Here is a 23,488-nt window from a genome sequence, read left to right on the forward strand (position 1 = left end):
CCACCGTAGGACGTCGGGGTCCGCCGACGACGGCACACGGGGATTGGGGTTCCTCTCATGGGCAACGACGCTGGCAGGCAGCCCGCGAAGGCCTCCGGCACGTACCGGATCGGCGGCGACCTCCAGGTCGACCGGCTCGGCTACGGGGCAATGCAGCTCACCGGGCCGGGCGTCTGGGGCGATCCGTTGGACCCGGCCGAGGCGGTGCGGGTGCTGCGCCGGGCGTACGAGCTGGGCGTCACCTTCATCGACACCGCGGACTCGTACGGCCCGTTCGTCTCGGAGATGCTGATCAGGGAGGCGCTGCACCCGTACGCCGACGACCTGGTCATCGCGACCAAGGCCGGGCTGACCCGCGCCGGCCCGGCCGACTGGCGGCCGGTGGGCCGGCCGGAGTACCTGCGCCAGCAGTGCGAGCTGAGCCTGCGCCACCTCGGCCTGGACGCCATCGGGCTGTACCAGCTGCACCGGATCGACGCCCAGGTGCCGCTGGCCGACCAGCTCGGCGAGCTGGCACTGCTCAAGCAGGAGGGCAAGATCCGGCACATCGGGCTCTCCGAGGTGACCGTGGATGAGATCGAGGCGGCCCGGGAGATCACCCCGATCGTGTCGGTGCAGAACCTCTACAACCTGGCCGACCGCAGCGCCGAGGGCGTCCTCGACTACTGCGAACGCAACGACCTGGCGTTCATTCCGTGGTTCCCGATGGCCACCGGCAACCTGGCGAAGCCGGGCGGGCCGCTGGACGCGATCTCCACCGGGCACGGGGCGACGCCCGCGCAGCTCGCGCTCGCCTGGCTGCTGCGCCGCTCGCCGGTCGTGCTCCCCATCCCGGGAACGTCGTCGGTGGCGCACCTCGAGGAGAATGTGGCCGCCGCCGAGGTGCGACTCACCGACGACGAGTACGAGGCCCTGGCGAAGGCCGCCTGAGCGCCGGTCGACCCCGCACCCGGCCCGGCGACGGTCCCACGGCCGGGCAGGCGGTCGTTACCCTCCGATGGGGGACGCAGGGGTGTCCCGCGAGCGCGAGGAGGCGACGGCATGGCCGCACCGGAGCAGGACGAGACGATCGAGGAGAGCCCGGTCGGCTGGGTGGCCAAGCACGTACGGCGGTACGTGGCGACCGACGGCGCCGAGGGGGCCAGGTACCAGGGCTACGACGCGCTGCTGGTCACCACCCGGGGCCGCAGGTCCGGCACCCTGCGGCGGACGGCGTTGTACTACGGCCGGGACGGCGGCGACCGGGTCGTGCTGGTCGCCTCCAACGGGGGCGCGGCGGCGCACCCGAACTGGTACCTGAACCTCGCCGCCGACCCGGAGGTGGAGGTGCAGATCGGTGCCGAACGGTTCCGGGGCCGGGCCCGGACGGTCTCCGGCGAGGAGCGGTCCCGGCTGTTCGAGCTGATGACGAAGGTCTTCCCCCGGTACGCCGGTTACCAGCGCGACACCGACCGGGAGATCCCGGTCGTGGTGATCGAGCGGGCCTGACCGGCGGGGCTCGGGGCCACGCCGGTCAGGCCCGTCGATCAGGCGGCCGGGCCGGCCTGGTCGGGCTGGTCGGGCTGGTCCGCGCCCACTCCCCCGGCCTGCCGCAGCGCCCGAGTCGCCTGGTCGAGCAGCTTCGTCGCGTCCGTCCGGCCGTTGACCTGGACCTCCACCTCGGCGTCGCCCACCTGGATGCGGATGCTCGCCTCGGTGCGCTGCTGGTCGACCCAGCTCTGCAACAGGCTGAACAGCCCCGGCAGCAGCCCCTGGGCCACCACCGCGATGATCACCGCGTCGCTGAAGCCGGGTCGGCCGCCGGTCCGCCCGCCGCCGGCGTCCCGCACCGCCGCGCGGAACTCCGGATGCTGGTGGATGAAGGCCAGCAGCGGCACCCGGGGCGGCCGGCCGGCGCGCGGGGTCAGCACCAGTCGTACGGGTCGCCCGGGCCGGGTCGACATGTCGGTCACGGGTTTTCTCCTACTCGTCGCCGGCTCGGAACGTCAGCTTCCCCTCGACCAGCGACAGGACTCCGCTGACACCGAAGGTCTCGTCCTCGGTGAACGGGGTGGTCCCGGAGAAGCCTGCGGTGCTGCCGGTCGCCCGAGCCGACCCCTGCGTCTCGTACGGCGTGCTCACCCGGGCCGTGGTCGGGCCGGTCAGCTCCATCTGGATCTTCGGGTACTCGATGATCTTCCAGGCGATCTTCTGGACCGGCGCGCCGTTGTAGAAGCGGAACGGGCAGTTCTCCGGCGCGGCCACCGTCGTCGCGGCGCAGGCGTCCAGGTACTGCCGGACGCTCTGCTCCGCCGCCTCCTGCCCGGTCGCGGTCAGCGTCGGCGTGAGCCGCACGTTCGACACGCTGTCCTGGCCGGGCCGGACTGCGACGGTCTGCGACGGCGTCTCGCTGAGGGCGTTGCTCGCACCGCCCAGGGTGTACGCCCCAGGCAGCAGCGCCACGACGGTGCCCTCCTCGGCCACCGGCACCGGCACCCCGTTGACGGTCAGCCCCGGCACTCCCGGAAGGCTCAGCGCCGTCAGGCCGGCGGTGATCCGCCAGCCGTGGAACAGCCCGAGGGTGGCCGACTCCTCCCGCCGCAGGGGCAGTTCCGAGGTCACCTGCTGGCCGGCGAGGGTGAAGGCCACCGTGGCGACCGCCTCGTCGCCGTCGCGCTTCATCGACGTCACCTTCACGTCGGTGGGCGGCTGGTAGCCCTTCGCCCCGACCATCGCGGCGAGCTGGTCGCCGTCCAGGCCGGCCCGCACGTCCGGGTCCAGCAGCGACAGGGCCTCCCTGCCGTCGTGGTCGTCGAGGGCCGAGAAGTAGTCGCCGACCACCACCTGGGGCCGGAACAGCGCCCACTGCGTCACCGTGAGCAGGGTGCCGCCGAGGCAGCAGACCAGCGCCAGCGCGCCGGCCACCACCAGGGTTTGCCGGTTCGCCACCGACCCCGGCCCGGGAAAGAGGTCCGCCGAGCTGACCAGAATCGCGTCGTCGTCAGCCCGGACCCCACCGGCCTCGGTGACCGGACAGAGCCGCTCCAGCCGGTCCAGCCGCAGTTCCGAGGCCGGGTGGGTGGCGCAGACCGCCTCGTCCCAACCGCTGCGCCCGCTCTCGAAGGACTTGCGCTGCTCCAGCATGTCCCGCATGCCCTGCGCGTGACCGGCGAGCACGGCGCCGGCGTCGGCGCGGTACTCGGCGGCCCGGACGTCCCGGGAGTGCAGCGGCAGCACCACGTACTTCATGGTGAGCAGCACCGGCCAGAAGAAGACGAAGAGCAGGAAGTCGGTGACCGGGTGGGGGAAGGTCCGCATCAGCCAGGTCGGCACAGCGTGGATCAGCACCAGCGGCAGCGCGACCCCCCGGACGAACGCGCTGGTCACCTCGTCGCCGGTGCGCCAGTGCACCAACTCGTGGCTGAGCAGGGCCGCGATGTCCTCGTCGGACTCAGTGAGCAGGCTGGTGGTGACCACCACGTGCCGGGAGTACGCCCGCGCGTTGGTCAGCACCGTGTTGTCCTCGATCAGCAGCCGGGGAACGCTCGGCAGGCCGAGGCGCTGCGCGCAGTCGTACAGGATGGGTCGAAGTCTTTCGGTCTCCCGGCGGCTGAGCCGCCGGGCCCCGGAGACGCTCAGCAGCCAGGGCTCCAGCAGCACCCGGTAGAGGGTGTAGAGCAGGCCGACCAGCGCGGCGGCGGCCACCATGCCGGCCAGGCCGGTGAACAGGGTCGCCGGCTCGTCGACCACGGTGCGCCAGGGCAGCACCAGCAGCACCAGGAAACCGACCAGGAATCCCACCCCGAACCCGATGAAGCCGCCGAGCACGCCCCCGGACCGGGTGAGGAAGGCGTCGATCAGGCCGCCGATCAGCGGTGCGTCCCGCAGTTCCTGCGGCACGGACTCGGCCACCTGGGTGCCGCCGATCAGGCCGATGACCGCGAGGCTGAACGCGCCGTACACGGCGGCGAGCAGGGCCACGGGTACGTAGAACCAGGTGGCCACGAACGCGCCGAGCACCCCGCGCCAGTCCCGCATGATGCCGGCGCGCAGCCAGACCAGCGCGTTCGGATATCCCGGCGGACGGTTGGCGAAGCGCTGCTCGATCCGGTTCGACCCGGTCGTCGGCTGCGGCCCGGTGGGTGGGTCCCCGGCGGGCGGTTCCTCAATGGCGGGTCTGACCTGGTCAGGATCGGGATCGCGCACGGGGCGCCTCCTCGACTGAGACGCCCTCCCCCGGGAGCGGCGGAGGGCGGACGGGCTCAGGCATGGCGTATCGGCCGGCCGTTGGAGCGACCGACGAAATTGCCTAGTCGTGAGATTGACGTCGAAACGTGCGGGGAATCGACGTCGGACAACGTTACCGGCATCCGAATCCATCTCGCTACCGATAATCGGTCAGGGATCCGACGATGAACGGCAGCGGATAGACCCGAATTCCAGTGCGATCAGGCGAGTGGTTGGGGGCGGAGTCCCGCGCGACACGCCTCTGCTCACGAACGGGGCGGGGCGTCGGACTTCAGCACCCGGAGCCCGGCCTCCTGGACGAAGAGTGACCGTCGCGCCACCGCGTCGCCCTTGGCGTCGAGCTGGTAGCCGTCGAGCCAGATCCAGCCGTAGTAGGTGATCCAGTCGGCGTGCACGCGGATCAGCCGGAAGAAGATCGGCCGGACGAACTGCGGGCTCGCCGCACTGGTCAGGTGGAGGAGCATCCCGGCCCGGAGGGCGGTCACCGCACCCAGCCGAGGAAGCGTCGGTGGAGCGTGCCGGCCGGGGCCCAGGTGATGTCCTGGCTGGCGGCCACGTAATACGAGCCCATCAAGAGCGCGAGGGAGATCGGCGCGGTCGCGTACTCCTGGAGCAGTTCGTTGCGGCGGGTGGCGCAGGGCCAAGGGGCGGAGCAGCCGGCGCAGAGCCAGAGTGGCAGGACGGGCCGTGTGCGGTCACTGGTCCTCCTCCCCCGGCCAGTTGTTCCGGCTGATGGGGATCCGGTGTCTGTGCCGGCAGGGCAGCTCGTTGCCGCACTTGCAGACGTACCGCCACCTGATCCACGACCAGACCGGCCGGTGCCGGCGGGCCAGGGTCATGGCCGTAGCGAGCAGATACTCCTTGAAGGACACTCGTCGCCGCATACGGCCACGATCCCGGTAGGACAACGAGTCAAATGGCAATAGCCGATCAGACAGTAATCACCTAACTACTTTCAGCCCCCATGGAGCGTGGCCCGGGGAGCCTGATGGGGCCCTACGAGATCGCCGAACGCCTGGGCGTCTCGCGGCAGCGGTTCCAGCAGCTCGCCCGGTACCCCACCTTCCCGAAGCCCTACCAGGAGCTACGCGGCATGAAGGTGTGGTTGGCCGAGGACGTCGAAGAGTGGATCAAGAAGTACCGCCAGCCCCGCCCGACCGAGGACGACATTCCGGGCTGACCGGGCAGCCGCCGCACCGTTGGCAGGTCGGGCTCAGATCATCCCGCAGGGGCCAGCTTCCCGCTCTCGCCGAGCATCTCCTGCGCTACTCGGCGGGACCGCTCACGCAAGGGAAGCCCAGCGGCCCGGAGTCCACTTCTGCTCCACCCGGGCGTGCTGCGCCTTGGCACGAGCACACCCTCGACGGTGAGGGTCATGCCACGCCGGGAGAGTCCGGCAGCGACACGCCAACCGCCGCCCCACGGCCTCATCACCGCCCTGACCAGTAGTTACCCGACTACGCAATGACCCTGCCTCACCGCCACCCGACGCACATCATCCTTGCCGACGTCCACTCAATCCCGATGATCAAATCGTCCGGCAGGCGACAGTTCAGCGGCATCCGGATGCCTAGTCTTCGATCATCATTTCTCGCACTCGGAGGTAGCATGCTGCGAAGTTTGCGCCGCAGTCTCATCGTGATCACAACGTTCACGGTGGCCGTGGCCTCGGCAGCGGGGCCGGCCAGCGCGGTCGACTCCTCGTCGTCGCAGCTAAGGCAGGCGGCCGGGACCTCGGCCCAGCTCAGCCCAGATGTGGCCCGGAAGGTTAAAGGCACCGACCCCGCCGCCCGTAACCGGGCTCTAGCCGAGTACTGGACTCCGGAACGGATGCGCAACGCCCGCCCGGTGGAGACGGTGCTGCGTAAGACCATGGAGCCTGGCACCACCCTCCCGGCCGGGGCCGGGATCGATCGCGCCCAGGAGCCTGTCATCGTTCCACCGGCCGCCCCGACGGTCGCACCCCCGGCGGAGGTCGCCACGACCAACGGGAACGCTGTCGTAACCCCCAACGCCATCCCGCCCAACGAGCCCCCTCCGGTCACCAGCCCCAACACCTACCTGCCCGACTACCCGACGGGTCACCAGGTGGCCCGGACCATGGGCAAGGTCTTCTTCACCATGGGAGGACAGGAAATGGTCTGCTCGGCCGGGGTGGTGAGCAGCCCGGGCAAGGCGCTGGTGTGGACCGCCGGCCACTGCGTGCACGGGGGTGGCAGTAGTGGCACCTGGGCTCACAACTGGATCTTCGTGCCGAACTACACCCTGAACTCTTACGGAAATCCTGTCGCCCCCTACGGCATCTGGTATGCCGCTGCCTTGTTCGCCGCTCGTGACTGGATCGACTACAAGAGGCAGTACAGTGACCTGGGTGCAGTGATCATGCAGTTCCGCGGTGACAAGCTGCTCCAAAATGTGGTGGGCTCGCAGGGCATCGCCTTCAGCCTGCCCTACTACCCGTCTATCGCCGCTTTCGGATACCCGGCCGAAGCGCCGTTCAACGGGGAGCTTCTGTGGCGAGCAAACAGTCCGTCAGGCGACGCCGGAGCCAGCGTCAGCTACATGCTGAGCGGGATGAACGGTGGAAGCTCGGGCGGCTACTGGCTGGCTGAGTTCAACGGCGTGACCGGCCTGGTGAACGGGCACAACGCCTTCACGGTGGACGGTGTTCGGGGACACATGTTCTCGCCCTACTACGGGATGAGCACGCGCGAATTCTACGACGAGGTGAAGAACTACACTCCGTCCTGATGATCTGATCGGAGCACCGCCGCCGAGTTGGCGCTCAGTTCGGAAGAGGGCTGCCCGGTCGGACCGACCGGCCGGGCAGCCCGCCGTCTCACTCCGCCCCAAGGGACGGCGATCAGTCCGGGTCGACTCGCGAGCCCGACGCGCCGAGCGCTTCGGCGATGGCGGCGAACTCGCGTAGCGCCGCCTGTAGATCCTCGACGATCTCCTGCGCGATCACCTCGGGTGGCAGCAGCGCGTCGGCGTCCTCCAGGGAGGCGTCCTTCAACCAGGTGATGTCGAGGTTGACCTTGTCGCGGGCGATCAGCTCGTCGTACGAGAAGGCCCGGAACCGTTCGGTCTCCACCCGCTCCGACCGGTCCTTGCCCGGCAGGTAGCAGTCGACGAAGTCCTGGAGGTGTTCCCGGCGCAGCGGGTTCTGCTTGAGCGTGAAGTGCTCGTTGGTGCGGAAGTCGTACACCCAGAGCTTTTCGCTCCACGGCTGCTCGCGGGCGCGCTTACGCTCGAAGAACAGCACGTTGGCCTTCACGCCGCCGGCGTAGAAGATGCCGGTGGGCAGGCGCAGCATGGTGTGCAGGTCGTACTGCTTGAGCAGCCGCCGCCGGATGGTCTCCCCCGCGCCGCCCTCGAAGAGCACGTTGTCCGGCAGGACGACCGCCGCCCGCCCGTTGATTTCCAGCAGCGCGGCGATGTGCTGGACGAAGTTGAGCTGCTTGTTGGCGGTGGTGGCCCAGAAGTCGGCACGCTCGATCTCGCGCTCCTCCCGGCTGGCCTTGCCGCCCTCCCCGGCCATCCGGATCGACGAGCTGCGCCCGAACGGCGGGTTGGCGAGCACCAGGCTGACCCGGCTCTCCGGCTCCCTGCCGAGGGCGTCCCGCACGGTGATCAGCGACCGGCCGTTGGGGGTGCCGATGCCGTGCAGCAGCATGTTCATCGCCGCCAGCCGCGCGGTGCCGTCGACCAGCTCGGTGCCGGTGATCGCCCCGTTGGCGATCCCCCGCCGCTGATCCGGGGTGAGCGCGCTGCCGTGGTGGCGCTGGATGCGCTCGAACGCCGCCAGCAGGAAGCCGCCCGTGCCGCAGGCCGGGTCGGTGATGCTGTCGTCGGGGGTGGGCAGCATGCAGTCGACCATCGCGGCGGTCAGGGCGCGCGGGGTGAAGTACTGGCCTGCGCCGGACTTCGCGTCCTCCGCGCCCTTGGCCAGCAGCTCCTCGTACGCGTCGCCCTTGACGTCGACCCCAGTGCCCGGCTACTCCTGCTTGCCAATCAGGGCGCCGCCGCAGGCTCAGCCCGGGTGGATCTGGATGAGCACCGCGCGCAACTCCGCCTCCGGCACCAGCTCCGGGTCCGCCAGCACGTCGAGCGCGACCCCGGGCCCGACCAGCCGGAACGCCTCGCCGTCGCCGACGAGCCCGGTGACGTCGCCGTCGGAGAACTCGGTGGGCCGCCACCGCGCCGCGTCCCGCTCGTGGTAGCCGGCGAGGAAGTCGCGCAGCTCGTCGAGGGTGCCCAGCCCGCCGCCGCGTAGGACGTGCACCCGCAGGTCGACCCGGTAGCCCACCTCGACCTGCCGCTCCCACACCCGGGTACGGAAGCGCACGTCCTCCCACTCGCTGGCGAAGTCGGACACCTCCGCGCCGATCCCCGCCGGCACATACCCGATGACGAACCCGTCCAACTCGCCGCTCACCGGCACCTCCCCGTCGCCCGACCCGGCCCGCCGCCGGACCTTGGACACCTATCGTCCACAGCAGACGACAACTGTCCAAGGTCCGCGAATGCCGAGAGCGAATGCGGCATGTCGGGGCCGCAGCCCCGGGTCGGTCAGGCGTCGTCGAGTTGGGCTAGGAGGTGGTGGACGGCCGGGTTCGTGGTGTCGCGGGGCCAGGCCAGGCGCACGTCCACCGTCGGGGTCGGGGCGGTGAACCGGCGCAGCCGTACCCCCGGCACCTTCAGCGCTCGGGCGCGCCCGGCCGGCACCGCCGCGACCACGTCTCCCCCGGCGACCGCGCGGAGCAGTTGCTCGTCGTCCGGCTCCTGCCGGACGAGGCGGAAGCCGCCCTGCGGCCACACCTGGGCGATGGTCCGGTCGAACATGCCGGGGCCGTTGTCGCGCGGCCACATCACGGCGGGCAGGTCGACCACCTCGGCCCGGCTGATCCGGCGGCGGCCGACGGCCAGCGGATGCCCAGTCGGCAGGGCGAGCAGCAGTTCCTCGGCCTCGACGAACCGGCACCTCAGGCCCGGCTCCTCGACCGGCGTGCGGACGAACGCCGCGTCGAGCCGGCCGGCGAGCAGGCCGGCGACGTTCGGGGCGGTCCAGGCGGTCTCGGCGACCACCTCCACGTCGGGGTGGGCGGCCCGAAACCGGGTCATCAGGGCGTCCACCCGGCCGCCCCGGGCCGAGCGGGTGTACGCCAGCCGGAGCCGGCCCTCCCGGCCCCGCACCAGGTCTCGGATGCGGTCGGTGCCGGCGTCGACCTCGGCGAGCAGCCGGCCGGCCTCGGCGGCGACCCGTTGCCCCACCTCGGTCAGGACACAGCCCCGACTGGTGCGGTGCACGAGGGGGACGCCGAGCTGGCGTTCCAGGGCCCGGATCTGCTGGCTGAGCGCCGGCTGGGCGATGTGCAGGCGGGCAGCGGCCCGGGTGAAGTGCAGCTCCTCGGCGAGCACCGCGAAGTATCGCAGCCGGCGCAGGTCCCACCAGGGGTCCCGGGGCGGGGAGTCGGGCATGGCCGCCATTATAAGCGCCGCTTATCGCCCACTGCCGTTTCCGTCTTGGACGGCGCACCGCCCGTCCGGGCACGATCCGAAGCCACGGCACAACTGCCGCAGCACGACGACGGCAGCAGCACGACGGCCGTGGAAGACAGGCAACGGACAAGAGGCAGAGGACAGGCAACGGACGACAGCCACGGCACGACGGCCGTGGGCGACCGGAGGGAGCGGGCGATGACGGAGAAGACGACGGATGTGGTGGTGGTCGGCGGCGGGGTGATCGGGCTGACGGCCGCCGTGACGCTTCAGGAGCGGGGCGCGCGGGTGACGGTGTGGGCCGCGGACGATCCGGCCGACATCGTGTCGACGGTGGCCGCCGCGGTCTGGTACCCGAGCCACACCGAGGAGGACCCCCGGGTGCTGCGCTGGGCCCGGGAGACCCACGCGGAACTGAGCCGCCAGGCGGCCGGCGGGGTGCCGGGGGTGGTGGACCGGGCGACCCGGATGCTGCTGCGCCACCCCTACGCGGGGCCGCCGTGGTGGGCGGAGGCAACCGGGGACCTGACGGCCGAGCCGGCCGCCGAGCCGTACGCGACGCTGCTGCGGTTCACCGCGCCCACGGTGGAGATGACGCCGTACCTGGCGTGGCTGACCGAGCGGGTCGAGGCGGGCGGCGGGCGGGTGCTGCGCCGCCGGGTGCAGCGGCTGGACGAGGCGTTCGAGGCGGCTCCCACCGTGGTGAACGCGACCGGGCTGGCGGCCGGCTGGCTCGCCGCAGACCCGGCGGTGCATCCGGTGCGCGGGCACATCGTGCTGGTGGCGAACCCGGGGCTGACCACCTCGATGCGCGACGAGGACGACCCGGCCGGGATCACCTACGTGCACCCGCGCCGGCACGACGTGGTGCTCGGCGGCACGTTCCAGCCGGGGGTGGGGGACACCGGGCCGGACCTGGAGACGGCGGCGGCGATCCGGCGCCGCTGCGTGGCTCTGGTGCCGGAGCTGGCCGACGCGCCGGTGCTCGGTGAGCGGATCGGGCTCCGCCCGGCCCGGCACGGCGGTCCCCGAGTGGAGGCGCAGCAGGCCGGACCGGGCGGCGGCCGGCTCGTGCACGCGTACGGGCACGGCGGCGCGGGAGTCACCCTCTCCTGGGGCTGCGCCGCCGAGGTCGCCCGCCTGGCCCTGGGAGACTGACCCGCCCGGTGGCCGGCGGTCAGTGCATGAGGCGGGACAGCACCAGGTAGCCGCAGTATGCGAGGGGCACGAGCAGCACGCAGGTGACGAAGCCGAGGGGGACGAACCGGGGCGGCTGCTCCGAGCCCAGCGCCGGCCGCCCCCACCGGCCCAGCACCAGGTACCCGGCGACGAAGGAGAGCACCGGCAGCCCGGCGCAGGTGGCGGCGTAGAGGGCACCGAGGCCCACCACCGCCAGGTCGGCGGCCACCACCATGATCAGCATCAGCACCACCCCGGCCGCCGCGCAGCCGACGTACACGGCCAGGGCCCGGGCCAGCGGCGACCAGGTCGGCAGCAGCGGCGGTTGCCGGGCGACGGCCTCGGCGACCTGGACCAGCCGGTCGGTCTCGTCGGCGAGCCGCCGGGCCTCGGCCAGCTCCGCGGCCGGGTCGGCAACCCCGGCGCGGGGCGCGGGCACCCCGGCCGCCGCCGGCAGCGCCACCACCGCCCCGCCCAAGGCCCCCGGTGGGTACGCCCCGACGCCCGGCCGCCCCGGCGCGGCGGCTGCGCCGCCGTCGGACACCACCCCCGTCCCAGAGGTCCCGCCGGACGACGTCGCCCCGGAACCACCCGACCCGGAGACGCCCGGGCCGGGATCGGTCACGCCGGGGGCGCTGCTTCCAGGGGCGGTCGTCCCGGGGCGGTCTCCCCCGGCGGTGGGTGCCGGGTCGGCGGGCAGGCCGATGGCGTGGCCGAGCTGGCCGAGGCGGTGGGACTGGACGGCGAGGCGCCGGGTCAGCTGGTCGAGCATGGTGTGCAGGGCGCGGCGGCGGCCGGCCTCGGCGGCGGCGTCCTGATCGGTCTCGCGGCGCTGGTCGGCGAGTTGCCGGGCCAGGGCGGCGTACTCGGAGAAGGTGGACACCGTCAGCTCTCCTCGTCCCGCTCGTGCCCGGCCCACGCGAACGGCACGATCAGTCGGGTGCGCTGGTCGTGCCGGTCCACCAGCAGCGCCCGGTCGGCGCGTGGGGTGTGGGCGAGGTCGTGCTCGCCCAGGTGCAGCCCCAGCTCCGCACCCGGGACGTTCAGCGCGACGAGGCAGGCGGCGTCGTCGCGGTGGTGCGACCCGCCGAGGTCGTCGGCGAGCCGGCGCAGCCCGCGCCACCAACCGAGCAGGTGCACCCCGCGGGCCGGGCCTTCGCGCAGCAGGGCGCGCAGGTCGTCGTGGCCGGAGCGGAAGGTGACCGGGTCGACGCCGGCGAGGGTGGCCGACGCCGCGTCCGCGCCGAACAGCACCAGATAGGTCCGGCCGGCGGGCGGGGTGGCGGCGAGGGTTGCGAGCCGGTCCCGCAGGGCGGCCTGGTCGAGCCGCTCGACCGGGTGACCGGCGGCGGCGAGCGCGGCGGCGGTGTCGTCGGCCGCCGGGCCGGCGGCGGCCACCAGCGGGGCGAGCAGGAACCGGGCCTCGCCGGGGGTGTGCTGCCGGGCGAGGCTGAGGGCGGCGGCCCGCAGCACGTCCGCGCCCGCCGTCGCGGTGCCGACCACGGCCAGGTGCCGGCCCGGGGTGGCGTCCAGGGTGAACGACGCCGCGCTGCCGGCCACGTCGACCGTGCGGCCGACCAGGACGACCGGGGGCCCGACACCGGGACGCAGCCCGGCGAAGGTGGGATCGTCCTCCAGCCGCGCGGGCTCGTACCCCCGGAAGACGGCCGGAGGGCTGTCGCCGGCCGGCCGGTCCCGCCACAGCTCGTGGCGCAGCCGGGCCAGGTCGGCGCGGGCGGCGTACGCGTCGGGGAAGCGGACCACGGTGTCGGCTCCGGCCGCCCCGGCGGTGGTGTTCAACACGGCCGCGCCGATCGGCAGCGCGTTGGCGGCACCGTTGAGCGGGTCGAGCGCCCCCGCGCCGCCAGGCAGCGCCACCCGCAGCGGGAACTGCCCGAAGATCGCCTCGGCGCGCCCGTACAGCGACTCGATTCCGGTGGTGGCCTGGCTGGCCAGCACCAGGTGCACCCCGTACGAGCGGCCCTTGCGGGCCAACTCCTCCAGCAGGTCGACGGCCTCCCGCGCCACGGCGTCGGTGCCGGCGAGCAGCACCTGGAACTCGTCGACGACCGCCACGATCCGGGGCACCGCCGCGTCGCCGGGCAGGTCGGCGAGCTTGGTGACACCGTGCCGCTTCAGCACGCCCGCCCGCCGGTTCAGTTCCCGGCGCAGCTCGCGCAGCACGGCGAGGCCGTACTCCCGGTCGGATTCGATGCCGACGGCACGGGCGTGCGGCAGCCAGGACGGGTCCCGCTCGGTGGGGACGAACTCGGTGAAGCTGACGCCCTCCTTGAAGTCGAGCAGCCAGAGCTGGAGCTGCGCCGGGGAGTAGCGGGCGGCCAGCCCGTAGAGGACGTCGAGCAGGAAGACGGTCTTGCCGGCGCCGGTGCGCCCGGCGACCAGCCAGTGCGGGGTCGCGTCGTCGAAGGCGACGGTGACCGGTTGTCGCCCGGCCCGGCCGACCACGGTGGACAGCCCGGCGGCGCTCGACTCGGCCCAACGCCGGGCGGGCAGCAGGTCGGCGAAGGTGGGCGGGGCGTCGCGGCGCACGGCCGGGCCGAGGTGCCCGGCGAGGGCGGCCACGGTGGCCGGCGGCAGGTCGCCGTCGAGCACGACGGGGGCGGCCAGCCCGGAGCCGTCGCCGCTGAACGGGTACCCGGGCGGGTCGCCGACGTGGGCGTACCGCTGCATCAGCCGCAGCGCGGTGGCCGCGCCCAGCGGCGGCGGGTCGGCCGCGCCGGCCGGCGGGTGGCCGGCGAGCAGCACGCAGACCGCGGCGGACGGGCCGGCGTGGGTGAGCGCGGCGAGCCGCGCCAGATCCGGGGGCGAGGGCGCCGCGGCGGCGACCAGCACCAGCAGCTCCCGGGCGGCCGGGGCAGCGTGCTGCGCCGCCCGGGCGTGCCGCTCGGCCTCGTCGAGCAGCGCGGCGACCTCGGCGGCGGTGGTGGCGGGCGGGGCGAGCACCCCGGCGTCGAGCAGCGGGCGCAGCGGCAGGAAGGTGGCCCCGAAGGCCACCGTGTCGATCCCGGCGACCCGGACCGTGCCGGCCGGGGCGGTGGCGAGCAGCCGCAGCACCAGCGCGCGCAGCAGCTCGCCGACGCGGGGATCGCGGGCGTCGGCGTCGACGGTGAGGTGGTAGCCGCCGCCGAGCGGTACGAGCACCGGGAAGCCACCGTCCAGGGTGGTCGCCTCGCCGACCCGGACTCCGGCGGGCGCCTCGGTCAGCGGGGTCACGCCGGGGGTGGGAGCGGCGAGCCGCCCGCCGAGGCGGGCCAGCCGGGCGACGACCTCGGCGGCGCCGGTCACGGCCGCCGGCGGTGCGCCGAGGGCCAGCCGGGCCCGTTCCAACCGGTCACGGGCCTGCCGGTGGGCGGTGACCGCCTGGCCGTACGCCGCCGCGAGCCTGCCCACCCTTGTGCCCCCCACGCGATGGCCGTCCGATCCAGCGAACCCTAACGGACGCATGGCTGCGACGGACAGTCCCGCAGCCAGGACGGCGACGGGGCGTACCGCCCGCGGGGCCGGCCGAGCGACCCCGACGGACGTTGAGCAGGGGGCGGGCCCGGGTCAGCCGGTGACGGCGGTCAGCGCCGGCAGGTAGCCGTAGCGGTAGCCGTCGGCGTTCGGGTGGTACGCCTCGATGACGCCGCTGACGTCGCGGATCCACGGCGCGGCGGCGCAGACGCCATGCCCGGCGAAGTACGGGCGGGTGTCGGCGAAGGTTGCCCCGGCCGCGGCGGCCCGGCCGGCGGTCACCGAGGCGAGCAGGTCTGCCGCCTCGTTGAGAATGGTGCGCTTGTAGGTGCTCATCGCGAGCAGCCCGCACGAGCCCGTCTCGAACAGGCGCGGGTAGCCGAGCACGATCAGCCGGGCGTTCGGGGCCCGGTCGCGGATCGCGGCGTAGGTGCGGTCGAGCCGGCCGGGCAGCTCGCCGGTGGCGAAGGCCTTCGCCTCGTTCACCGCGTCCGTGCAGCTGCTGGTGCTGCCGAACCGGCAGCTGGTGATGACGTCTGCGAAGCCGGCGTCATTGCCGCCGATGGTGATGGTGACCAGGGTGGTGCCGATGCTCAGCGCGCTCACCTGGCTGTCGATGACGTCGGAGGTGACCGCGCCGCCGCAGGCCGGGAACTTGAAGCTGGTCACCCGGTTGGCGGCGGCCCAGAGCGGGGCGTACGACTTCTCGCTGCGCAGGCAGGTGGACAGGTCGTACGGGCCGGCGCCGACGCCGGAGGAGTACGAGTCACCCAGGGCCACGTAGTTGACGGCTGCGGCAGCCTGGGCGGCGCCGGGGACGGCCACCGCCCCGACGGCGGCGGTGAGGACGGCGACCAGCGCGGTCAGGGCGCGGGCCAGCGGGCGTTGGGGCATGGAGAACCTCCACGGGACAGGGGTGGTGGATCCTCGGGACCGCGCGCGTGGCCAAGGGTGATGGTGGTTACTGGACGGTAATGCTATCGAAACATCTAGATATAGGGAACAGCCCGGAGAACTCGCCCACGGGATACACATGTTCACATCTGTCGATTAGTTTGATCGTGCGTACACCCCGACGGAGGGAGTCCACCTCGTGCGACGAGTTCTCGCGGCGGCCATCGCCGCCCTGACCGTCACCACCGCCGGCACGGCCGTGACCGGCGCCCCCGGCCAGGCCGCCGCCCGATCGGGCTGGGGCCGGCCGACCCTCGCCCCCGCCGCGCCGACCCCCGGCAGCCCAGGCCTGGGCGACAGCTACTTCCCCGACTACGGCAACGGCGGCTACGACGTCGACCACTACGACATCCGGCTGCGCTACGAGCCGGCCACCGACCAGCTCAGCGGGACCACCACGATCCTGGCCCGAGCCACCCAGGACCTGTCCCGGTTCAACCTGGACTTCCTGCTGGGCGTCGAGTCGGTGCGGGTCAACGGCTGGTCGGCCACCTTCGCCCGGGAGGGCGTCCACGAGTTGGCGATCAACGCGCCCCGGCCGATCGTCAAGGGCCAGTCCCTGACCATCGTGGTGAAGTACGCCGGCGTGCCGTCGACGACCCGGGTCAACGGCTACAGCGGCTGGACCCGGACGGCCGACGGCGGCCTCGCCGTCAACGAGCCCGAGTCGGCCTGGTGGTGGTACCCGAGCAACGACCACCCCCTCGACAAGGCGAACTGGGACGTCTCGGTGTCGGTGCCGGCCGGGGTCGAGGTGGTCAGCAACGGCGTGCAGCCGCGCCCGCCGCTGGCCGAGGCGGGCAACCGGGTGCGGTGGAGCTGGCGCAGCACCAGCCCCGGCGCGACGTACGAGTCGTTCCTGGCCGTCGGGCAGTACGACATCGTCACCGACACCGCCCCGAACGGGCAGCCGGTGGTCAACGCCTACAGCACCACGCTGGGCCCGCTCGCACCCGCGGCGCGGGCCAGCATCGAGCGGACCGCCGAGATCGTCGAGTGGGGGAGCACGATCTTCGGGCCGTACCCGTTCGAGGCGCAGGGCGGCGTGGCCGGGCCGGTCGACGGAATCGGCTTCGCCCTGGAGACGCAGACCCGCCCGGTGTACGGGCCGGGCTTCTGGCGGCGCGGGTCGAACACCTACGTGATCGTCCACGAAAATGCCCACCAGTGGTTCGGCGCCTCGGTCTCGGTGGCGGACTGGCGGCACATCTGGCTCAACGAGGGCTTCGCCTCGTACGCCGAGTGGCTCTGGTCGGAGGAGCAGGGCGAGGGAACCGCGCAGGAGCTGTTCGACTTCACCTACGCCACCTACCCGGCCGACGACGACTTCTGGCAGGTCCCGCCGGGTGACCCGGGCGCGAACGACATCTTCGACGGGGCGGTCTACGACCGGGGCGCGATGGCCCTGCACCAGATCCGGCTGGCCGTCGGCGACGACGCGTTCTTCCGGATCCTGCCGCAGTGGACCGCCGCCCACCGGCACGGCAACGGCACGGTCGAGCAGTTCCAGGCCCTCGCCGAGCAGGCCTCCGGCCAGGACCTGGACGCGGTGTTCACCACCTGGCTGTTCACCAGGGGCCGCCCGGAGCTGTCCGGTGAGGCCGCCGCCCGCACCGCCACCGCGCCGACCGAACTGGCCGAGCCGAAGTCGTGGGCGAGGCTCCGCGAGTCCCACCGGCTCCTCGCCCACTGACCCATCCCCAATTGATGTATGGGGCACGGGGCCTCCGCCGGCCGCCGGCGGGGGTCCCGTGTCGCCTTTGGAGCTGATGTCGCAGACGACTCAGCCGCAGTAGGACCACATCACGGCGACCCAGCGAGCCTCTGGCCGCCGGCACGGCACGGCACGGCGACCGGCGGGCCGGGACACGAGGGCCCGGCCCGCCGGCCGTCATGGTCAGCGGGCGGCGAGGGGCTGCCGAGCCGGGTCGACCGGGGCGGGTAGCTCGCCGACCCCGCCGAGGTACGTGTGGATCGCGGCGGCCGCCGCGCGCCCCTCGGCGATCGCCCAGACGATCAGCGAGGCGCCGCGGTGCATGTCCCCGGCGACGAAGACGCCGTCGGCGTCGGTCTGCCAGTCCGGCCGGGCGTCGATCGCGCCCCGGGCGTTGCGGCTGACCCCGAACTGTTCCAGCAGCGGCTGCCGCTCGGTGCCCTCGAAGCCGATCGCCAGCAGCACCAGGTCCGCCGGGAGGTCCCGCTCCGAGCCGGGCAACGGGGTGACGATCCGGCGGCCGTCGCGCTTCTCGACGCTCACCTCGGCGATCCGGACGGACTTCACCTGCCCGGTGCCGTCGTCGACGAACTCCTGTACGGCCGCGGCGAACACCCGGTCGCCGCCCTCCTCGTGCGCCGGGTAGTTGCGCAGGACCCAGGGCCAGGTCGGCCACGGGTCCCGGCCGGCGTCGCGGGAGTGCGGCGGCTCGGGGTACAGGTCGAGCTGGTGCACCCCGGCCGTGCCCTGGCGGTGGGCCACACCGAGGCAGTCCGCGGCGGTGTCGCCGCCGCCGATGATCACCACGTGCTTGCCGGCCGCGTCGATCGGGGTGCCGTCGGGCAGCACGGCGAGCGCCGGCCGGCCCTCGCCGGCCGCCGCGACCACCCGGTTCGCCGCGACCAGGTGCGTCATCGCCTGGTGCACGCCGCGCAGTTCCCGCCCCGGGGTCTCGTGGGTGTCCCGGCCCTGGAGCGCGCCGCAGGCGAGCAGCACCGCGTCGTGCGCCTCGCGCAGCTGCTCGGCGGTCACGTCGACGCCGACGTTCACCCCGGTGCGGAACCGCACGCCCTCGGCCGCCAACTGGGCCTGCCGCCGGTCGATGTGCTGCTTCTCCAGCTTGAAGTCGGGGATGCCGTACCGGAGCAGGCCGCCGATCGCGTCGTCGCGCTCGTACACCGTCACGGCGTGGCCGGCTCGGGCGAGCTGCTGGGCGGCAGCCAAGCCGGCCGGGCCGGAGCCGACCACGGCGACCGAGCGGCCGGTCGGGGCCGCCGGCGGGCGGGGTTCCAGCCCGCCCCGGGTCACCGCCGCGTCGGCGATCTCCACCTCGACCTGCTTGATGGTGACCGGGGCGCCGCCACCGATGCCGAGGACGCAGGCGGCCTCGCACGGGGCCGGACAGAGCCGGCCGGTGAACTCGGGGAAGTTGTTGGTGGCGTGCAGCGACTCCACCGCCGCGTCCCAGCTACCGGTCCGGACCAGGTCGTTCCAGTCCGGGATGCGGTTGCCCAGCGGGCAGCCGTCGTGGCAGAACGGGATGCCGCAGTCCATGCACCGGGTGGCCTGCTCGCGGACGAGGGCCTCGCCGGCCGGCGGATACACCTCCCGCCAGTCGCTGATCCGCACCGGCACCGGGCGGCGCGCGGGCAGCCGCCGGTTGTAGCGCAGGAAACCGTTCGGGTCAGGCACGAGCCACCTCCTGGACGACCGCCCGCGGGGCGGGCGGCAGCGGCGCGGCCGGCGCGCTCAGCGCGCTCATCACCGCGTCGTCGACGTCACGGCCGGCGGCTTCGGCGGCCCGCATGATCTCCAACACCCGGCGGTAGTCCCGGGGCACCACGGCGGTGAACTCCTCCACCGCCTCCGGCCAGCGCTTCAGCAGCGCCTCGGCGACCGCCGAGCCGGTCTCGGCGAAGTGCCGGTGCACCAGCTCGTGCAGCCGGTCCCGCTCCTCGTCGCGCAGCGGCGACAGGTCGACCAGCTCCGTGTTGATCCGGCGCCGGTCGAGGTTCCAGACGAACGCGGTGCCGCCGGACATCCCGGCGGCGAAGTTGCGCCCCGTCTCGCCGAGCACCACCACCGTACCGCCGGTCATGTACTCGCAGCCGTGGTCGCCGACGCCCTCGACGACCGCCACCGCCCCGGAGTTGCGCACCGCGAACCGCTCGCCGACCCGGCCGCGCAGGAAGACCTCGCCGGCGGTGGCCCCGTACAGGATGGTGTTGCCGGCGATGATCTGGTCCTCGGCGCGCTCGCCCGGCATGGCCCCGCCCTCGACGAACGGCGCGGCGGCGTCCGGACGGACGACGATCCGGCCGCCGGACAGGCCCTTGGCGACGTAGTCGTTGGCGTCGCCGTGCAGGCGCAGGGTGACCCCGCTGGGCAGGAACGCGCCGAACGACTGCCCGGCGGTGCCGCGCAGCAGGAACTCGATGGTGTCGGCGGGCAGGCCGGCCCCGCCGAAGCGGCGGGTGACCTCGCCGCCGAGCATCGCGCCGACGCTGCGGTGCTCGTTGCGCACCGCCACCTCGACCCGCACCGGCGTGCCGTCGGTGAGCGCCGGCCCGGCGAGGGCGATCAGCTCGTTGTCCAGCGCCAGCTCCAGGCCGTGGTCCTGGGCCCGCACGCCGCGCCGGGCGGCACCGGCCGGCAGCTCCGGCAGGTGCAGTACGCGGCCGAGGTCGAGGCCCTGGGCCTTCCAGTGGTCGATGGCGCCGACGACGTCGAGCAGTTCGACGCGGCCGATGGCCTCCTCGATGGTGCGGAAGCCCAGCTCCGCAAGGTATTCCCGGACCTCCTCGGCGAGGAAGAGGAAGAAGTTCTCCACGAACTCCGGCTTGCCGGTGAACCGCTCGCGCAGCACCGGGTTCTGGGTGGCGATGCCGACCGGGCAGGTGTCCAGGTGGCAGACCCGCATCATCACGCAGCCCTCGACGATCAGCGGGGCGGTGGCGAAGCCGAACTCCTCGGCGCCGAGCAGCGCCGCGACCAGCACGTCCCGGCCGGTCTTGAGCTGGCCGTCGACCTGCACGGTGACCCGGTCGCGGAGCTTGTTGAGCAGCAGGGTCTGCTGCGCCTCGGCCAGCCCCAGCTCCCACGGGGTGCCGGCGTGCTTGAGCGAGTTCAGTGGGGACGCGCCGGTGCCGCCGTCGTGGCCGGAGATCAGGATGACGTCGGCCTTGAGCTTGGCCACGCCGGCCGCGACCGTGCCGACGCCGACCTCGCTGACCAGCTTGACGTGCACCCGGGCTGCCGGGTTGACGCACTTGAGGTCGTGGACGAGCTGGGCCAGGTCCTCGATCGAGTAGATGTCGTGGTGCGGCGGCGGGGAGATCAGGCCGACGCCCGGGGTGGCGTGCCGGGTCCGGGCGATCCACGGCCAGACCTTGTTGCCGGGGAGCTGTCCACCCTCGCCGGGCTTCGCGCCCTGGGCCATCTTGATCTGGAGGTCGTCGGCGTTGACCAGGTATTCGCTGGTCACGCCGAATCGGCCGCTGGCGATCTGCTTCACCGCGGAGCGGCGCTGCGGGTCGTGCAGTCGCTCGGCGTCCTCGCCGCCCTCGCCGGTGTTGGACTTGCCGCCGAGGCGGTTCATCGCGATGGCGAGGGTCTCGTGCGCCTCGGCCGAGATCGACCCGTACGACATGGCGCCGGTGGCGAACCGCTTGACGATCTCGGTGGCCGGCTCGACCTCGTCCAGCGACACCGGCGGGCGAACCCCGGTGCGCAGGGTGAACAGGCCGCGCAGCGAGCCGGCCTTCGCGGCCAGCTCGTCGACCTTCGCCGTGTACTGGCGGAACACGTCGTACTGGCGGCTGCGGGTGGCGTGCTGGAGCAGGAAGACCGTCTCCGGGTTGAACAGGTGCAGCTCGCCCTCGCGGCGCCACTGGTACTCGCCGCCGACCTCCAGCCGGTCGGACGCCACGGCGCCCGGCGCCGGCCAGGCCAGCGAGTGCCGGGCGGCCACCTCGGCGTGGATGCCGTCCAGCCCGATGCCGCCGATGGTGCTCGGGGTGCCCCGGAAGTACCGCTGGACGAGGCGGGTGTCCAGACCGACGGCCTCGAACACCTGCGCCCCGCAGTACGACGAGACGGTCGAGATACCCATCTTCGACATGATCTTCAGGACGCCCTTGCCGAGCCCCTTGACGTAGTTGCGCACCGCCTTCGCCGCCATCCGCGATGGCGCCTCATCCGGCTCAGCCGGCTCAACTCGCGTGATCACCCCAGTGGCGATCATGTCCTCCACCGACTCGAAGGCCAGGTAGGGGTTGACGGCCGCGGCGCCGTACCCGATCAGCACGGCCGCGTGGTGCACCTCGCGGCAGTCGCCGGACTCGACGATCAGCGCCACCTGGGTGCGGGTCTGCTCGCGGACCAGGTGCTGGTGCACGGCGGCGGTGAGCAGCAGCGACGGGATCGGGGCGAGGTCGGCGTTGGAGTCCCGGTCGGAGAGCACCAGGATGCGCACGCCGTCCTCGATCGCCTCGGAGACGTGCCGGCAGATCTCGGTGAGCCGGGCCTTGATCCCGGGCCCGCCGTCGCGGATCCGGTACAGCCCGGAGACCCGCACGGCCTTGAAGCCGGGCAGGTCGCCGTCCTCGTCGATGGAGAGGATCTTGGCAAGATCGTCGTTGTCGATCACCGGGTGCGGCAGCACGATCTGCCGACAGCTCGCCGAGCCCGGGTCGAGCAGGTTGCCCTCCGCGCCGATGGTGTGCTGAAGGCTGGTCACCAGCTCCTCGCGGATCGCGTCCAGCGGCGGGTTGGTGACCTGGGCGAAGAGCTGGTGGAAGTAGTCGTAGAGCAGCCGGGGCCGGGTGGACAACGGGGCGATCGGGGTGTCGGTGCCCATCGAGCCGAGCGGCTCGGCGCCGGTGCGGGCCATCGGTGCGAGGAGGATCTTCAGCTCCTCCTCCGTGTACCCGAAGGTCTGCTGGCGGCGGCGCACCGAGTCGTGGGTGTAGACGGTGTGCTCGCGCGGCGGCAGGTCGGTCAGGTCGATCAGCCCGGCGTGCAGCCACTCGCCGTACGGCTGCGCGGCGGCCAGCTCCGTCTTGATCTCGTCGTCGGAGACGATCCGGCCGGCGACGGTGTCGACCAGGAGCATCTTGCCCGGCTGGAGCCGCCCCTTGGCGACCACGGTGGCCGGGTCGAGGTCGAGCACGCCGGCCTCGCTGCCGAGCACCACCAGCCCGTCGGCGGTGCGCCACCAGCGGCCCGGGCGCAGGCCGTTGCGGTCCAGCACCGCCCCGACGATCTCGCCGTCGGTGAACGCGACCGACGCCGGCCCGTCCCACGGCTCCATCAGGCTGGCGTGGAACCGGTAGAAGGCGCGCTTGTCGGCGCGCATGTCCGGGTCGTTCTCCCATGCCTCGGGGATCATCATCAGCACCGCGTGCGGCAGGCTGCGCCCGGACAGGTGCAGCAGCTCCAGGACCTCGTCGAAGTTCGCCGAGTCGGAGGCGGCGGGCGTGCAGACGGGGAAGACCCGGCGGATGTTGCCCGGGATGGCCGGGCTGCGCAGCAGCGCCTCTCGGGCCTGCATCCAGTTCCGGTTGCCGCGGATCGTGTTGATCTCGCCGTTGTGGGCGATGATCCGGTACGGGTGGGCCAGCGGCCAGGACGGGAACGTGTTGGTGGAGAACCGGGAGTGCACCAGCGCGATGGCGCTGTCGACCCGCTCGTCGGTCAGGTCGGGGAAGAACTCGGGTAGCTGGTCGGGGGTGAGCATCCCCTTGAACACCATGGTCCGGCCGGACAGCGACGGGAAGTACGCGGGCACGCCCCGCTCGGCGGTCTCCCGCTCGGCCTGCTTGCGCACGCAGAACGCCACCCGGTCCAGATCGAGGCCGGACAGCGGGGAGCCGGCCGGGCCGGCCGGGGTGTCGGTGAGCCGGCGGGCGGCGAGGAAGACCTGCCGGACCCGGGGCATCGCCGCGAGCGCGGTCTCGCCGAGGCCGCTCGGGTCGGTCGGCACGTCCCGCCAGCCCAGGATCTCCGCGCCCTCGACCAGGGCGTACTTCTCCAACACCCGGCGGGCGCGGGCCTCGCCAGCGTCGTCGGTCGGCAGGAAGACCAGGCCGGTGGCGTACTCGCCGGCGGGCGGCAGCGGGAAGTCGACCACCGCGCGCAGGTACGCGTCCGGCACCTGGATCATGATGCCGGCGCCGTCGCCGGTGTTGTGCTCCGCGCCTCGTGCGCCCCGGTGATCCAGCCGGAGCAGGGCGCCGAGACCGTTGGCCACGACCGCGTGGGAGCGCCGGCCGTAGAGGTCCGCCACGAAGGCCACCCCGCACGCGTCGTGCTCGTGCACGGGGTCGTAGAGCCCGGTCGCGCGCGGGGCCGACTGCTGGCTGGGAGGGTACGGAAAGGCCACCGGGCCTCCTGTCGTCACTCAGGTTGATCATGGTCGGGACGACGTCGGCCCTTATG

At 73.1% G+C, this 23,488-nt stretch carries 17 protein-coding genes and 1 pseudogene; 6 read left to right on the forward strand and 12 right to left on the reverse strand.

Annotation, left to right across the window (positions count from 1 at the left end):
• The first annotated feature begins 57 nt into the window (after window positions 1–57).
• Together OG617_RS04385 and OG617_RS04390 are read left to right on the forward strand one after the other, a co-directional pair.
• Window positions 58–930 (forward strand): aldo/keto reductase, encoded by an 873-nt coding sequence (locus OG617_RS04385; RefSeq protein ID WP_405098891.1) that lies wholly within the window; start codon window positions 58–60, stop codon window positions 928–930.
• A gap of 111 nt (window positions 931–1,041) precedes the next feature.
• Window positions 1,042–1,488, forward strand: a complete 447-nt coding sequence (locus OG617_RS04390) for a nitroreductase family deazaflavin-dependent oxidoreductase (RefSeq protein ID WP_405098893.1) — start codon at window positions 1,042–1,044, stop codon at window positions 1,486–1,488.
• A 38-nt stretch (window positions 1,489–1,526) separates the two neighbouring features.
• Here OG617_RS04390 and OG617_RS04395 read toward each other — a convergent pair whose 3' ends face one another.
• From OG617_RS04395 to OG617_RS04410, 4 genes are all read right to left on the reverse strand, one after another.
• A complete protein-coding gene (locus OG617_RS04395) occupies window positions 1,527–1,943 on the reverse strand; it encodes an effector-associated constant component EACC1 (protein ID WP_405104102.1) in 417 nt (138 codons plus the stop codon).
• A gap of 19 nt (window positions 1,944–1,962) precedes the next feature.
• Window positions 1,963–4,185, reverse strand: a complete 2,223-nt coding sequence (locus OG617_RS04400; protein WP_405098895.1) for a M48 family metalloprotease — start codon at window positions 4,183–4,185, stop codon at window positions 1,963–1,965.
• A 287-nt stretch (window positions 4,186–4,472) separates the two neighbouring features.
• On the reverse strand, window positions 4,473–4,712 hold the full coding sequence (locus OG617_RS04405) for a hypothetical protein (RefSeq protein ID WP_405098897.1): 240 nt from the start codon (window positions 4,710–4,712) through the stop codon (window positions 4,473–4,475).
• Window positions 4,713–4,922: 210 nt separating this feature from the next.
• Window positions 4,923–5,111 carry a hypothetical protein gene (locus OG617_RS04410; protein WP_161690106.1) on the reverse strand — a complete coding sequence of 63 codons (189 nt, stop codon included), beginning with the start codon at window positions 5,109–5,111 and terminating at the stop codon, window positions 4,923–4,925.
• A gap of 104 nt (window positions 5,112–5,215) precedes the next feature.
• Here OG617_RS04410 and OG617_RS04415 point away from each other — a divergent pair, with 104 nt between their 5' ends.
• Window positions 5,216–5,407 (forward strand): helix-turn-helix transcriptional regulator, encoded by a 192-nt coding sequence (locus tag OG617_RS04415; protein ID WP_405098899.1) that lies wholly within the window; start codon window positions 5,216–5,218, stop codon window positions 5,405–5,407.
• A 428-nt stretch (window positions 5,408–5,835) separates the two neighbouring features.
• Window positions 5,836–6,978, forward strand: coding sequence for a trypsin-like serine peptidase (locus tag OG617_RS04420; RefSeq protein ID WP_405098901.1), 1,143 nt, complete (start codon window positions 5,836–5,838; stop codon window positions 6,976–6,978).
• A 112-nt stretch (window positions 6,979–7,090) separates the two neighbouring features.
• Here the strand turns inward: OG617_RS04420 and OG617_RS04425 are convergent.
• The 3 genes and pseudogenes from OG617_RS04425 to OG617_RS04435 form a co-directional block, all read right to left on the reverse strand.
• A pseudogene (locus OG617_RS04425) lies at window positions 7,091–8,197 on the reverse strand (class I SAM-dependent DNA methyltransferase); the annotation flags it as partial.
• A gap of 63 nt (window positions 8,198–8,260) precedes the next feature.
• Window positions 8,261–8,713, reverse strand: a complete 453-nt coding sequence (locus OG617_RS04430; protein ID WP_405098903.1) for a hypothetical protein — start codon at window positions 8,711–8,713, stop codon at window positions 8,261–8,263.
• An 86-nt stretch (window positions 8,714–8,799) separates the two neighbouring features.
• Window positions 8,800–9,708 carry a LysR family transcriptional regulator gene (locus OG617_RS04435; RefSeq protein WP_405098905.1) on the reverse strand — a complete coding sequence of 303 codons (909 nt, stop codon included), beginning with the start codon at window positions 9,706–9,708 and terminating at the stop codon, window positions 8,800–8,802.
• 219 nt (window positions 9,709–9,927) lie between these two features.
• Between OG617_RS04435 and OG617_RS04440 the strand changes: the two genes are divergently transcribed.
• Window positions 9,928–10,887, forward strand: a complete 960-nt coding sequence (locus OG617_RS04440; protein WP_405098907.1) for an FAD-dependent oxidoreductase — start codon at window positions 9,928–9,930, stop codon at window positions 10,885–10,887.
• 19 nt (window positions 10,888–10,906) lie between these two features.
• Here the strand turns inward: OG617_RS04440 and OG617_RS04445 are convergent, their stop codons facing one another.
• From OG617_RS04445 to OG617_RS04455, 3 genes are all read right to left on the reverse strand, one after another.
• Window positions 10,907–11,791, reverse strand: coding sequence for a hypothetical protein (locus OG617_RS04445; RefSeq protein ID WP_405098909.1), 885 nt, complete (start codon window positions 11,789–11,791; stop codon window positions 10,907–10,909).
• Window positions 11,792–11,793: 2 nt separating this feature from the next.
• Window positions 11,794–14,319 carry an FtsK/SpoIIIE domain-containing protein gene (locus OG617_RS04450; RefSeq protein ID WP_405098911.1) on the reverse strand — a complete coding sequence of 842 codons (2,526 nt, stop codon included), beginning with the start codon at window positions 14,317–14,319 and terminating at the stop codon, window positions 11,794–11,796.
• A gap of 156 nt (window positions 14,320–14,475) precedes the next feature.
• Window positions 14,476–15,276, reverse strand: a complete 801-nt coding sequence (locus OG617_RS04455; RefSeq protein WP_405098913.1) for an SGNH/GDSL hydrolase family protein — start codon at window positions 15,274–15,276, stop codon at window positions 14,476–14,478.
• A 199-nt stretch (window positions 15,277–15,475) separates the two neighbouring features.
• Here OG617_RS04455 and OG617_RS04460 point away from each other — a divergent pair, with 199 nt between their 5' ends.
• The gene (locus OG617_RS04460) at window positions 15,476–17,029 is read left to right on the forward strand and encodes a M1 family metallopeptidase (RefSeq protein ID WP_405098915.1); all 1,554 of its coding nucleotides are present in this window, start codon (window positions 15,476–15,478) and stop codon (window positions 17,027–17,029) included.
• Window positions 17,030–17,233: 204 nt separating this feature from the next.
• Here OG617_RS04460 and OG617_RS04465 read toward each other — a convergent pair whose 3' ends face one another.
• A complete protein-coding gene (locus tag OG617_RS04465) occupies window positions 17,234–18,742 on the reverse strand; it encodes a glutamate synthase subunit beta (RefSeq protein WP_405098917.1) in 1,509 nt (502 codons plus the stop codon).
• Window positions 18,735–23,432 (reverse strand): glutamate synthase large subunit, encoded by a 4,698-nt coding sequence (gene gltB, locus OG617_RS04470; protein WP_405098919.1) that lies wholly within the window; start codon window positions 23,430–23,432, stop codon window positions 18,735–18,737. The genes OG617_RS04465 and gltB overlap by 8 nt, the downstream gene beginning before the upstream one ends.
• Window positions 23,433–23,488: the final 56 nt, after the last annotated feature.

Source organism: Micromonospora sp. NBC_01412, from assembly GCF_045040215.1.
Classification (GTDB): Bacteria; Actinomycetota; Actinomycetes; order Mycobacteriales; family Micromonosporaceae; genus Micromonospora; species Micromonospora rubida.

Bases quoted from the DNA above. Each gene is read 5' to 3' on its own strand.
- OG617_RS04385 (WP_405098891.1), top strand. From the start codon at position 58: ATGGGCAACGACGCTGGCAGGCAGCCCGCGAAGGCCTCCGGCACGTAC.
- OG617_RS04390 (WP_405098893.1), top strand. From the start codon at position 1,042: ATGGCCGCACCGGAGCAGGACGAGACGATCGAGGAGAGCCCGGTCGGC.
- OG617_RS04395 (WP_405104102.1), bottom strand. From the start codon at position 1,943: ATGTCGACCCGGCCCGGGCGACCCGTACGACTGGTGCTGACCCCGCGC.
- OG617_RS04410 (WP_161690106.1), bottom strand. From the start codon at position 5,111: ATGCGGCGACGAGTGTCCTTCAAGGAGTATCTGCTCGCTACGGCCATG.
- OG617_RS04415 (WP_405098899.1), top strand. From the start codon at position 5,216: ATGGGGCCCTACGAGATCGCCGAACGCCTGGGCGTCTCGCGGCAGCGG.
- OG617_RS04420 (WP_405098901.1), top strand. From the start codon at position 5,836: ATGCTGCGAAGTTTGCGCCGCAGTCTCATCGTGATCACAACGTTCACG.
- OG617_RS04435 (WP_405098905.1), bottom strand. From the start codon at position 9,708: ATGCCCGACTCCCCGCCCCGGGACCCCTGGTGGGACCTGCGCCGGCTG.
- OG617_RS04440 (WP_405098907.1), top strand. From the start codon at position 9,928: ATGACGGAGAAGACGACGGATGTGGTGGTGGTCGGCGGCGGGGTGATC.
- OG617_RS04455 (WP_405098913.1), bottom strand. From the start codon at position 15,276: ATGCCCCAACGCCCGCTGGCCCGCGCCCTGACCGCGCTGGTCGCCGTC.